This is a genomic window from Rhodococcus sp. P4_E4 (assembly GCF_056401575.1).
Genome location: NZ_JBFUJB010000015.1, coordinates 72,875 through 85,414, shown reverse-complemented (window position 1 = coordinate 85,414; position 12,540 = coordinate 72,875). Strand labels below are relative to the sequence as shown.

At 63.8% G+C, this 12,540-nt stretch carries 11 protein-coding genes; 9 read left to right on the top strand and 2 right to left on the bottom strand.

The genetic code is table 11. The features are described from left to right. The first annotated feature begins 5 nt into the window (after nucleotides 1-5). The 3 genes from AC1DVN_RS17120 to AC1DVN_RS17110 are packed head-to-tail and all read left to right on the top strand — an operon-like array spanning nucleotide 6 to nucleotide 4,278. Nucleotides 6-1,421, top strand: coding sequence for a hypothetical protein (locus AC1DVN_RS17120; protein WP_259119916.1), 1,416 nt, complete (start codon nucleotides 6-8; stop codon nucleotides 1,419-1,421). A 13-nt stretch (nucleotides 1,422-1,434) separates the two neighbouring features. After that, nucleotides 1,435-2,850, top strand: a complete 1,416-nt coding sequence (locus AC1DVN_RS17115; protein WP_477994067.1) for a hypothetical protein — start codon at nucleotides 1,435-1,437, stop codon at nucleotides 2,848-2,850. Nucleotides 2,851-2,898: 48 nt separating this feature from the next. Beyond that, a complete protein-coding gene (locus tag AC1DVN_RS17110; RefSeq protein WP_020906696.1) occupies nucleotides 2,899-4,278 on the top strand; it encodes a hypothetical protein in 1,380 nt (459 codons plus the stop codon). Here the strand turns inward: AC1DVN_RS17110 and AC1DVN_RS17105 are convergent. Further along, on the bottom strand, nucleotides 4,235-4,660 hold the full coding sequence (locus AC1DVN_RS17105) for an NUDIX hydrolase (protein ID WP_477994066.1): 426 nt from the start codon (nucleotides 4,658-4,660) through the stop codon (nucleotides 4,235-4,237). The genes AC1DVN_RS17110 and AC1DVN_RS17105 overlap by 44 nt on opposite strands. 190 nt (nucleotides 4,661-4,850) lie before the next feature. Here AC1DVN_RS17105 and AC1DVN_RS17100 point away from each other — a divergent pair, with 190 nt between their 5' ends. The 6 genes from AC1DVN_RS17100 to mnhG are packed head-to-tail and all read left to right on the top strand — an operon-like array spanning nucleotide 4,851 to nucleotide 11,175. Beyond that, the gene (locus tag AC1DVN_RS17100) at nucleotides 4,851-7,688 is read left to right on the top strand and encodes a Na+/H+ antiporter subunit A (RefSeq protein ID WP_019744494.1); all 2,838 of its coding nucleotides are present in this window, start codon (nucleotides 4,851-4,853) and stop codon (nucleotides 7,686-7,688) included. Then, nucleotides 7,685-8,317 (top strand): Na(+)/H(+) antiporter subunit C, encoded by a 633-nt coding sequence (locus AC1DVN_RS17095; RefSeq protein WP_019744495.1) that lies wholly within the window; start codon nucleotides 7,685-7,687, stop codon nucleotides 8,315-8,317. The genes AC1DVN_RS17100 and AC1DVN_RS17095 overlap by 4 nt, the downstream gene beginning before the upstream one ends. Continuing rightward, entirely contained in the window at nucleotides 8,314-9,999 is a 1,686-nt protein-coding gene (locus tag AC1DVN_RS17090; RefSeq protein ID WP_021343340.1) for a Na+/H+ antiporter subunit D, read from the top strand. Before AC1DVN_RS17095 ends, AC1DVN_RS17090 begins: the two co-directional genes overlap by 4 nt. Then, nucleotides 9,996-10,568, top strand: coding sequence for a Na+/H+ antiporter subunit E (locus AC1DVN_RS17085; RefSeq protein WP_003945063.1), 573 nt, complete (start codon nucleotides 9,996-9,998; stop codon nucleotides 10,566-10,568). Before AC1DVN_RS17090 ends, AC1DVN_RS17085 begins: the two co-directional genes overlap by 4 nt. Continuing rightward, the gene (locus tag AC1DVN_RS17080; RefSeq protein WP_003945061.1) at nucleotides 10,565-10,834 is read left to right on the top strand and encodes a monovalent cation/H+ antiporter complex subunit F; all 270 of its coding nucleotides are present in this window, start codon (nucleotides 10,565-10,567) and stop codon (nucleotides 10,832-10,834) included. Before AC1DVN_RS17085 ends, AC1DVN_RS17080 begins: the two co-directional genes overlap by 4 nt. Then, nucleotides 10,831-11,175: a monovalent cation/H(+) antiporter subunit G gene (gene mnhG, locus AC1DVN_RS17075; protein ID WP_003945045.1), complete on the top strand. Its 345-nt coding sequence runs from the start codon at nucleotides 10,831-10,833 to the stop codon at nucleotides 11,173-11,175. Before AC1DVN_RS17080 ends, mnhG begins: the two co-directional genes overlap by 4 nt. Here the strand turns inward: mnhG and AC1DVN_RS17070 are convergent. Further along, nucleotides 11,141-12,508: a phosphatase PAP2 family protein gene (locus AC1DVN_RS17070; RefSeq protein ID WP_019744497.1), complete on the bottom strand. Its 1,368-nt coding sequence runs from the start codon at nucleotides 12,506-12,508 to the stop codon at nucleotides 11,141-11,143. The genes mnhG and AC1DVN_RS17070 overlap by 35 nt on opposite strands. Nucleotides 12,509-12,540 lie beyond the last annotated feature (32 nt).

Below are 12,540 nucleotides of genomic sequence, written 5' to 3'. Positions count from 1 at the left end.
GCCCGATGCCACTCGACCTTCGAGCGATCCTCACCACCGTCGCTGCACTCCTGTCCGGGATACTCGCGGCGCTGGCCCTGACCAATCCCGTTCTTCGCGACTGGGCCATCGTGGCCTCCCCGTCGGAAGTAGATCGCTGGATCAGCAGCGGACCGACTGCTGTCGGCCTCGGCGCCGTGATCGCCGTGCTTGCCTGCGCCATCTCACAGCGTCGCGGGTCCCGTCGGGCGGCGTGGATCGCGATCGCCGCCGGCGTCGCCGTCATCGCGATCGTTCGGGCAGTCGTACCCGAAGTTGCGTCACTGGACCTGCTGATCGCATTGATCATCGTCAAAAGTGTTGCAGCCGGCACCATTCTGGGCTGCGTGGTTGCCGTCAGTTGGGACCGCACTGCCACGAAGAACGCGACACTCCTCGGCGTGCTCGCCACCTTCCTCGCGATCCGCACGTTCGCCGGTGGGACAGCCAGGATGACGACTTCTTCGGTGGGTGAGCCGTCGTGGTGGCTGATCGGCGCCACGGCCGCAGCAGCAATCGCCTGTGCAGTGACCGCGCAAGCCGGCTTCCGGATTCGCAAGCCGGACTCGGGTGAAATCCGCATCGCTCTCGTGGTGATCACCGCGCTGGCGATCGGGCATCGAGTGCTCGGCGCCGTGATCGACCGCCAGCAATACGCGTCCGAGGCGACCGCCTGGATCGTCATGGTTTTGGCGGCAGGCGCTGCGCTCGCCTTGACGTGGATCGCCGCTTACCGCCTCGGCGACGCCTCCGGTGCTGGTGGCAAGTTCCTCTGGGCGGCAACCGCACTGGCCGCTGCGTCGGCCCCGCTCTTCGTCGACATCGCGAAGGGTTCCGGCCACTGGGGAGACCTGAAGTCCCCTTGGGTACTGGTGCTTTTCGCGGCCCTGCCGGTTGCCGTCGGATTGAGACTGCACAAGCAGGTGCCAAACTTCGTGCCCATCGCCGTTCTCGTTGCGGTTCCACTGTCAGAACTACTGCCCTTCGACTCCGCGCACGGCGTCTGGTCAATCGCGCTGAAGATCGCCGCGCTGGGCCTCGCCGCCGGTTTGCTGTTCGGTTCCCTTGCTCCCGGCAGCCTGGTCGACGCCACACTCGGACTCGCCATTCCCTTTGCCGCGATGACCTTCTCGTCGATCGCCATTCTCACCGATCAGCTCACCGCGCCGCCAGAGTTGACAGCGGCAGACATTCAGCGATTGATGGAACTTCCCATCCCGGCGCACGTCAGCGCCAACGGAGGACTATTCGGACGCGGAATAGGCATCACCATCGACTACGTCACCCCTCAGACCGTCGGCACTGCAATCCTCTTCGCCCTGATCATCGGCTTCTGTGGTGCGGCGATCCTTCGACGATCCCACCCACCCGTCGAGGTATCGGAACCCACCGAGACCGCCTGATCGGGACAGACCGATGACCATCGACCTCCGGTCATGCACCGGCGCCCTCGCGGCCTTTCTCTCGGGAATCCTTGCCGCCCTGGCGCTGACGAACCCAGCGCGAATGAGATGGCCTGTTACCGAACCGCAGTCGAAGATCGACCAATGGATCAGCAGCCAATCCACCAGCGTCGTGGTGGGTGCCATCGTCGCCGTAGGGGCCTGCGCGTATCTCCAGCACCGCCGTTCTCGCAGGCGTGCGTGGGCGTTTGTGTACACGGGCGTCGTCGTGCTGATTCTGATCAGATTCCTCGTCGCCGAAGAAGTCGGTCTTGATCTGCTGAGCGTTCTGGGTTTCGCCAAAACCATTGCAGCCGGACTCATCCTGGGCGGCGCTGTCGCCGTATCGTGGGACAGCCGCCTCGGACGCAACCTGCTGATCATTGGCGTGGTGTCGACGTGGTTGGCCGCGCAATCGTCCACCGGCGATTTGGTACCCGTCAGCACGTCGTCCATCGGCGAACCTGCCTGGGCACTTCTGTTGCTGACCCTGATCTGCGCAGTGGCGTGCGCAGTGACAGACGACTCCGAATTGCGGATCAGCGAAAGCGAACCGGGCGTCGCCGCAGCCGCTCTGGCAGTTGTCACCGGCCTCGCCATCACCCAACGGATTCTGAGTTCGGTCGTCGACCGGCAAGAGAACCCACCGACGTTTTCGGGTTGGCTGGTCATGGTCGCGTCCACCGTCGCCGTCCTCACCCTGACCTGGTTCTGTGTGAGGAGACTGGACACAACTTCAGGCAGTGGCGGATTCCTTTGGGCTGCAACCGCTGTTGGAGCCGCCGCCACGACGGTGTTCGCGGATCTGACCGACCGCTTCTTTCTCGACGGTGACCGAACCTCGCCGTTGGTGATCGCTGCCCTCGCGATCATCGCGGTCGTCTTCGGCTTGTCGCGTTCCCGACACCGGGATCGCACGATCGCAGGTCTGGCTCTGCTGGCTGCGATCCCGTTGTCGGAGTGGATCTTCGACGGCGAACACGAACTGGCTCTGCTGCTCCGCATCGTCGCGCTGGGCGTCGGGTCGGGATTGCTGCTCGGATCCGTTCTGCCGTCGAATCCCGTCATCGGGGCGCTGGGGTTGACGGTTCCTTTCACTGCCCTGGTCTTCATGTCGATCGGGCAGCACGAGATCGAAACAGTGTCGTCAACGTACGTCAAGCACGATCCGTCATCGACGTACTTGCAGGACGAGTCCGGACTGCGAGCCTACGTCGACGCAACCGAGCCCGACGCAGCCTTCCGAGCCGACGCCGCGTTCGTTATCGTCGATGCAACTGAAGATCCGCCACGCTCCGACGGCGCGGCACTCCTGATGTGTGTAGTCGTCGTCGCCACCGGGATCGCGCTCCGCCGCCGCAGCCCCGTTGACACACCGTCACCGGACTGAGACCTCCTATTGCGGTGCAACTGGTACCGGATTGACTATTTTGGAGCAGTGCCCATCGCCCGCAGGACGCTGCTCGTCGCACTGAGTGGTGTGACGGCATTCGTCGTCACCGTCGTCGCTTTGGCACCGTTCGTGAACAGCCAGTCGACGTCGATTTCGACGGGCGACCGATTCTGGTCCATCTCGACCATCGGCGCAGGCGTCTTGGCTGTGGTCGCGGTCGGGACAGCCGCGATGATGGCCCGTTGCCGATTGCGGACCGCGGCCATGACGGTCTTCGGTGGGCTCCTCCTCGAACTGCCCGGGCTCTACGATCACAACTTCGAGGCACTCTCGCCCGTCGGTGCGGGAGTCGCTGTCGGCGCGGTGACGGTTGCTGCCGCTCCCCGGGTTCGAGCTGCCTCGGTCGCGGGAACGATTGTGGCTGTGCATGTCTCGGATTCACTCCTGGACGAAGACGCAATTCCTCGGCGGTACGCGGACTACATCGCCGACAACACCAACCAGTTTCAACCACCAGTGTTGGGGGCAACACTTCTCGCGCTCGCTTTGGCCGCCGCCTGCGTCGCCGCGTTCTGGTTCCACGATTTCGACAAGGACCACCCCAAGGAACGGATGGCCGTTCGGCCGGTGACTATCGCGGCGGTGCTCACTCTCTTCGGGGTCGCGGCGAATTGGTGGTTCGAGATCACCACCGTCACGGCGGCCGTACCCCTTCTACTCGTCGCGCTCGTAATCACGGTGATCTGCGCGCGGGTGCTGGGCGACGGCGGTCGAATCCTGCTGATGTGTACCGCCGCCGTCGCAACTCTGGCGGCGGTTTCGGCGAACCGTCCCGCAACCGAAGCTATGGAATGGTCGAAAACCCCCGCCTCGACCGCCGTCGTGATCGGCGTCGTCATCGTCGCTGCGGCAGCAATCGGCGCGATCGCTCCCTCGCGGGTCGTCGGCTACGGATTGCTCCTGACGGTGACGGTCGCCGGGATCGTCAGCTACGCCACGTCGCCGTCGCCGAAGATCGGTGACGTTCTCACGATCAGCGATCTTCTTGTCGCCTTCACCTCTGCGGTCGTCACGTACGCGATCGCCAGCGCGATGTACCGAGAGCCACCGCGGACCGGAGCGTCACGAGCCCTCGTCGGACTCGGTGTCATCTTCGGCCCGACGGCGCTGGCCCTGCTCGTCTATCCGCAGTTCGACTACGGATGGACCGCGTACACGCCGCTCGACGAGAACAAGCCGTTCAACGGCATCACGACGGTCGGCCCGTTCGAAATCTCGACCGACATCCTGATACTCGACGCCGTGGCACTGATCATCGTGGCCGTCTGCGCCTATGCAAGTCTGCGCTTGGGGCGAGTCAATCGATCCGTTCCTCCGCCGATCAGTCGATCAGATCCATCGACGCCAGGCGATGGAACACTTTGAGTGATCCCGGCGCCACCTCGTCCATCGCTGCGTACTCGGCGAGCGTGAAGTAGCGGAACTCGGCGATCTCGCTGGTCGGGCGCGGGTCTCCGGCCATCTCCGCCAGATAACAACTCAGGTGCAGGCCCGTGTCCGCGGAATGTCCGAAAGCGTGAGCCTCGAAGACGTCGAGGAACGTGACCGTCCCGTCGACCAGATCGACGTCGAGTTCCTCCCGAATTTCGCGGTGCAGTGCCTGCTCGGGCGTCTCACCCGGGTCGATCTTTCCGCCGGCCATGTAGAACGCGGTCTTGCCCACGGAGCGGGTCTGGATCAGCTTGCGGTCACGAATGTGCGCAAGGGCGGCGGTACGGATGATCGTGGTGGGAGTCGACGAATTCACGTCGCCCAACCTACGTGTATCAGCGAGTGCCGATGATGTCCGAATCGACTCGCTGCACATCGAAACTGCCACGCCCGGTAATATGTACGCAAAGACAACCTCTCCGACTAGGTGAATTGTCTCGTTAATCCGATAGGTTCGATTTTGTTCGGACACCCCGCCGCCCGCTGACAACACGACGGAGTGCCTTTTGCTCGCTATCTTGCTTGCCCATGCCGTTGCCGCCCTCTTGGCTCCGCTTGTGGTGCGCAGGTTAGGGCGAAACGGCTTCTTCCCCCTCGCGATAGTCCCCCTCGCCAGCCTCGGCTGGGTCATCGACAAATGGGGCACCGTCGAGACGCTGCACATCACCTGGGTTCCCGGCCTGTCGATGGACATCGACTTCAGATTCGACGCGCTTTCCGCCATCATGGCCGTGCTCGTCCTGGGCGTCGGCACGCTGATCCTGATCTACTGCGCCCGCTACTTCAACGACGACGAACCTCGACTCGGCATCTTCGCCGCCGAGATGGTCGCCTTCGCGGGTGCCATGTTCGGACTCGTGACCAGCGACAACATGCTGCTTCTCTACGTGTTCTGGGAACTGACGACCGTCTTGTCGTTCCTGCTCGTGGGTCACTACGCCGAACGCGCCACCAGTCGCCGCGCCGCGACCCAGGCACTGCTGGTCACCACCGCCGGTGGTCTGGCGATGTTGGTCGGCATGATCATCCTCGGCCAGGTCGGCGGCAGCTACAACCTGTCCGAACTGGTCGCGAACCCGCCGACGGGGTGGCTCCCGTCCGTCGCGATCGTCTTGATCCTGATCGGTGCGCTCTCCAAATCGGCAATCGTGCCCCTGCACTTCTGGCTGCCAGGTGCGATGGCCGCACCCACCCCTGTCAGCGGTTATCTTCACGCGGCAGCAATGGTCAAGGCCGGTATCTACCTCGTCGCACGCCTGGCTCCCGGGTACGCCGATTCGCCGCCGTGGCGCATCACCATCATCAGTTTGGGTCTGCTGTCGATGATCCTCGCCGGTTGGCGAGCCATGCGCGCGTACGACCTCAAACTCGTCCTCGCCTTCGGAACCGTCAGCCAACTCGGCTTCATGATGGTCCTGGTCGGCATCGGCACGCGTGACGCCGCCCTGGCCGGCATGACGATGGTCGTGGCGCACGCGATGTTCAAGGCCGCACTCTTCATGGTCGTTGGCATCATCGATCACACCACCGGCACCCGTGACCTGCGCAAACTTGCTCACCTGGGTAAAGCGGCACCCGCTCTCGCGATCATCGCGAGCCTCGCTGCCGCCAGCATGGCCGGTCTACCACCGCTACTCGGATTCGTCGGCAAGGAAGCCGCACTCGAATCAGTTCTCGAAACGAACGCGCTCGGCCACTGGTCGTCGATCGCCGTCGTCACGGTGATCGTGTTGGGCTCGATCCTGACCGTCGGCTACAGCGTCCGGTTCATCTGGGGAGCCTTCGGACGCAAGACCTTGAGCAAGCCGAGTCCGGCCGTGAGCAAGATGCACAAGCCGGGTTGGCTGTTCCTGTTCGCGCCCGGCCTACTCGCGGTTCTCGGTCTGGCCGCCGGCATTCTCTCGCCCCAACTCGAGAAGTTGCTGACGCCGTACTCGACCACACTGGCCCCCGGACCGCACGCCGACTACCACCTCGCACTGTGGCACGGATTCAACACTCCGCTGCTGCTCACCTGCATCGTCATCGCCGGCGGCATCGCGCTCTACATCGCGCAGCGTCAGATCAGCCGCCTGCATTTCGAGCACCCGCCGCTCGGCAACGCCGACCGTATCTACGACGCGACCCTGCGCGGCATGGACACCATCTCGATGCGCCTGACCGGTGCCACTCAGCGTGGTTCGCTCCCCCGCACGCAGTCGACGATTCTTGCGACGCTGGTCGTGGTGCCACTGTTCCTGCTGATCATCGACACCGATGGCGGCGGAGTCGACCTTCGGATGTGGGATTCACCCATCCAGTTCACTATCGCGCTGATGATGATTTCGGCCGCCATCGCCGCGACGCTGATGCGCAACCGACTCGCCAGTGTCATCCTCGTCGGACTCACCGGCTACGGCTGCGGCGTGTTGTTCGCGCTGCACGGCGCACCCGACCTCGCGCTGACCCAGTTCCTCGTCGAAACCTTGACCCTCGTGATCTTCGTGCTGGTACTGCGGAAGTTCCCCGCAGAGGTCGACGAGAGCAAGGCAATCGGCTTCAAGTGGCCGCGTGCCGCACTCGCCGTCGCCGTCGGTATCACCGTCACCACCATCGCGGCCTTCGCCACCAATGCGAGAAACACTCGTCCGATCTACGAACTGCTTCCCGACGCGGCCTACGACCTGGGCAACGGCAAGAACGTCGTCAACGTCCTACTCGTCGACATCCGCGCATGGGACACGCTCGGTGAGATCTCGGTGCTGCTGGTCGCGGCAACCGGCGTCGCCAGCCTCGTGTTCCGCAACCGCCGCTTCGGTATCGCGCCGCGAGTCGCGGACGCCCCCTCCGTCATCGTCGACAAGGCAGCCGCCAACTCGGACACGACGTGGTTGCGCGGCGGAGACCTCATCGATCCTCGACACCGTTCGCTGGTTCTCGAGGTCACCACGAGGTTGATCTTCCCGACCATCATGGTGTTGTCGATCTACTTCTTCTTCTCCGGTCACAATGCCCCCGGCGGCGGTTTCGCCGGAGGCCTGACGGCGGGCCTCGCCCTCGTGCTGCGTTACCTCGCTGGTGGCCGCTACGAACTCGGTGAAGCCGTACCCATCGACGCGGGCAAGATTCTCGGCCTCGGTTTGGCGCTGGCCGCGGGCACCGCCCTGGTGTCGCTGTTCCTCGGCGCTCCGGCGCTCTCGTCGGCTGTCTTCGAGTTCACGCTCCCACTCATCGGCCACGTCAAACTGGTCACCGCACTGTTCTTCGACCTGGGCGTCTACCTCATCGTGGTCGGCCTGGTCCTGGACGTACTCCGAAGTCTCGGCGCCCGCCTCGACGCAGAAATCGAGGTGAAAGCACCATGAGCGCAAATATCGGAATGCTGATCCTGATCGGCGTCCTCACGTCGGCCGGTGTCTACCTGCTGATCGAACGAAGCATCACCCGGATGCTCCTCGGTCTACTTCTATTCGGTAACGCCATCAACCTCTTGATCCTGACCGTAGGTGGATCGGACGGGAATCCGCCCATCGTCGGTCGAGATTCGGTCCACGAGGAGATAGCGGATCCGCTCGCCCAGGGCATGATCCTGACGGCCATCGTGATCACGATGGGTATCGCCGGCTTCGTTCTGGCACTGGCGTACCGGTCTTACAAGATCAACACCGCCGACGCCGTCGAGGACGATCCCGAGGACACCAAGATCCTCAAGCGTCGCCTGCCTGCCGACGCTCCCGACCACGACCGCTCCGACGACCCGGTCACCGGTGCCCCGAGCATCGGCGGCGACGCATTCGACAAGGACGGCAACCCTATTCCCCTCGAACAACTGGTCAACCTCGAGGACATCGAATGCTACGACGACCTCCACGACGGCGACTTCGAGGACGAACCGGTACCCGACTGGGCCACCGACCTTGCTCGTAAGAAGGAATCCGAGAAGCGGCGCAAAGACGCTCGCCAGACCAAGATCGAGGGAGGTGGCGGCGCATGACCATCTCGGACAACCTGATGGGAGCCCTTGCGCCCCTGCCCGTCCTGATCCCGATGCTGGCCGCAGCTGCGACGCTGGTTGTCGGCCGACGTCCGCGTTTCCAGCGTGTCATCACACTGATCGCGCTCATCGGCGTCGTCGCGGTGTCTGGCTTGCTGCTCTACCTCGCCGACCGCGACGGTACGACGGCCGTTCAGGTCGGCGGCTGGGACTCCCCCATCGGCATCACACTCGTCGTCGACCGTCTCTCGGCGATGATGCTCGTGGTCTCGTCGGTGGTGTTGCTCGCCGTCATGATCTACGCGATCGGTCAGGGTATTCGCGACGGCAGCGAGGCCCAGCCGGTCTCGATCTTCCTGCCGACCTATCTCGCATTGACCGCCGGTATCTCGAACGCGTTCCTCGCCGGTGACCTCTTCAACCTGTACGTCGGATTCGAGGTTCTGCTCGCCGCGAGTTTCGTGCTCCTGACGCTCGGTGCCAGCGCCGACCGCGTTCGGGCCGGTGTCTCGTACGTGATGGTCTCGATGGTGTCTTCGCTGATCTTCCTGGCGGGCATCGCCTTCGCCTACGCGGCGACCGGCACCCTCAACATGGCCGACATGGCCCTGCGCTTCGACAACATTCCGCCGGGCACACGAACCGCCATCTTCGCTGTCCTGCTCGTGGCGTTCGGCATCAAGGCTGCGGTCTTCCCGCTGTCGGCGTGGCTACCGGACTCGTATCCGACCGCGCCCGCACCGATCACCGCCGTCTTCGCCGGGTTGCTCACCAAGGTCGGTGTGTACGCGATCATCCGCGCGCACTCGTTGCTGTTCCCGCAAGGAGAACTCGACAACGTACTGATGGTGTGCGGTCTGCTCACGATGGTGGTCGGCATCATGGGTGCCATCGCGCAGAGCGACATCAAACGTCTGCTCTCGTTCACACTGGTCAGCCATATCGGCTACATGATCTTCGGTATCGCACTGTCCACGACGTCCGGGCTGTCCGGCGCGATCTACTACGTCGCCCACCACATCATCGTGCAGACGACGCTCTTCCTCGTCGTGGGTCTGATCGAACGACAAGCCGGGTCGTCGTCGCTGCGCCGACTCGGCGGTCTGGCTGCGGCCAGCCCGATCCTCGCGATCGTCTTCCTGATCCCGGCACTGAATCTCGGTGGTATCCCGCCGTTCTCGGGCTTCATCGGCAAGGTCGCGCTCCTGCAGGCCGGTGCGGCCGACGCCAGCGCGCTGGCCTGGATCCTCGTCGCCGGCGGCACGATCACCAGCTTGCTGACGCTCTACGCGGTCGCCCGCGTGTGGACCAAGGCCTTCTGGCGAGCCCGCGCCGACGCGCCCGAAGGTGACCTCGCCGACGTCAGCCCGTCAGCACTGATCGACGAGTCCGAAGAGGACATCGCGTTCGTCGACCGCGAGGACGTCGGCAAGATCCCGGTCTTCATGCTGATTCCGACGGTCGGGCTCGTCATCGTCGGTCTGGCACTGACGGTGTTCGCAGGCCGGATCATCGACATCAGCGACAGAGCGGCGAAGGATCTGCAAGACCGGTCCATCTACATCGACGCGGTTCTCGGCAACCACCGACCCGTGCCGGTCGACGAAGCTCCCGTCGCTGCAGACGACCCTGCTGTAGCTCCCAGTACCGACGCCCCGAACACCGAGGAGGCTCCGCGATGAAACGCGAACAGGTACTCCGCGTCGGGATCCTGCTGTGGCTGATGGTCGTATGGATCCTGTTGTGGGGCAACATCAGTTTCGGCAACATCTTCGGCGGACTCGCCGTCGGCCTGATCATCATGGTCCTGCTTCCCCTCCCTCGCGTACCGGTCGAGGGTCGGGTACATCTGTTGTCGATTCTGCGCCTGCTGTGGATGATCGTGTACTACGCGATCCAGTCGAGTATCCAGGTCGCGTGGCTGGCGATCCGTCCGTCGCCGCCGCCGGTCACCGGAGTTCTGCGTTACCAACTCGGGATCAAGTCCGACCTGGTTCTCACGCTGTGCATCGACGTACTGAACCTGATCCCGGGCACCATGGTTCTCGAGATCGACCAGAACCGGCGCATCGTCTACGTCCACGTGCTCGACGTCGGCTCGCAGAAAGCCGTCAGCGCGTTCTACCGCTCAGTGGAGGATCTCGAACGGTTGTTCATCGCGTCGTTCGAACGTGATTCGGACTGGCAACCCAGCCCGTGGCACCAGCGCGACTACGAATTCGATGCACCCCGGCAGGAGGACCAACCATGAACGGGTTCATCACCACCATCTTGATCATTTCCGGAGTGATTCTGCTGATCGCCGCCGTACTGACCACGTTCCGATTGCTCGACGGTCCGAGCTCACTCGACCGCCTCGTCGCTCTGGACACGATCATCGCGGTCTCGATGTGTGGACTCGCCGTCTGGGCCGCGTACAGCAAAGACACCACTATCGTTCCCGCGATCGTGGCGCTGGCACTGGTCGGCTTCATCGGTTCCGTGTCAGTCGCGCGCTTCCGGGTGAGTGACCAGTGATCGGCAACATCCTCGACACGATCGGGGCCATCTCCATCTTCCTCGGCGCGCTGCTCGCGCTGACCGCCGCGGTGGGAATCGTTCGCTTCCCCGACACCCTGCGTCGTATGCACGCGGCCACGAAACCTCAGGTGGTCGGACTTATCCTGGTTCTGATGGGCGCCGTGTTCCTGCTTCGTGGGAGCGTCGACATCTGGATGTTGGTCCTGGTGGGCATCTTCACGCTGCTGACCGCGCCCGTGATCGCGCACAGTGTCGGCCGAGTCGCCTACCGCGAACAGCGCGAAGAGGACGACCTCATGAAGATCAACGAGCTGGAAGACCCGGACTCTCTCCTGTAGCGGCATCCCACTCGCCGTCGCGCTCGCCCCACACCGCAAGAGCAGTGCCGGGGCGGGCGAAGAAGGTTGCGAAGTACGCCACCGACATGAGAACCAGGACAGCCATCAGCAGCGGCCCGAAGATCGCCGGGTACTCGGCCATCTGCACCGCAGCGAACCGGTACGAGAGCAACAACCCCGCAAGTAGTGCCGAGCCACCGATCAACAGACGCACTCGGAACCACCCCCAGCCTCGCTCCGGATCCCGTAGCGCCGCATCGAGGGTCAAGCACAGGACGGCACCGGCAATGAGGTCGACGCCGTAGTGGAATCCGAAACCGAGCGTCGCGGTCAGGGTCGCAACGAGCCAGAACGATCCCAGGCTGCGAATCCACCACGGCCCGCTGCGCGAGTGGATGAACAATGCGACCGCCCACGCGGTGTGCAGGCTCGGCATGCAGTTTCGCGGTGCGGCGTCGTCGAACGGCAGCGACGACGGTGATGCGAAGTCGAAGTTGGGCACGATGTTCGGCCAGTAGTCACCGATCTGGAATCCGAACCCACGCGGACCGAAGGCGAACACCGGGCCGACCACCGGGAACAGGACGTAGAAGATCGGGCCGATCAGCCCGATGAGCAGGAACGTGCGCAGCAGGTGATGCGACGGCCATCCCTTACGTGCTTGGTAGAGGGCAACCACGATCACTGCGACGGGCAGTTCGACGTAGATCCAGTCGAGGGCTGCTGCACCGACGGGGCCCATGGCGTCGACGATCTGGCCCATAACCCACGACGGATTCCCGAGAGCCTGGTCGGCGAGGAACACGTACTCGTCCCACACGTCGGTACCGACGAGAATGGTGATCTCCAGCCACGTCTCGGCAACCTTGGCGGCGATGATGAGCAACGCGCCGAGAGCGACGCCGTGCAGAACGCTGAGTCGACGCTCGCCGGACAACTTCCACACCGCGTACACCGCGATGGCTGTCAGTACCCAGGTGCCGCCGGTGCCCATAGTCAGCGGCCCACCCGAGAACCAGCGAATAGCGCCGACGACCACGTCGATGACAACGGCCGCGGATACCGCGTAGATGCGTTCTTTGTTGTTCAGTCCAACCAGCGCGAGAGCGAGACCCACCCAGGGCATGGTCGCCGAGCGAGGAACGAGGAAGTAGTCACCGAACAGGCTTTCCACCGGACCGAGATAGCCCTTGTACGACGCGAACGCCTGCACACCCAGGACCAGCACGGTCAATGCTGCTGTGCCGATCAGAAGGAGTCGATGAGAACTCGACCACGAACGATCCGACTGTCCGGGTACGCCCCCTCGTTGGGACCAACTGTCTATCAACACCGGACAATAGTAAACGCCGTGTGAACCGAATA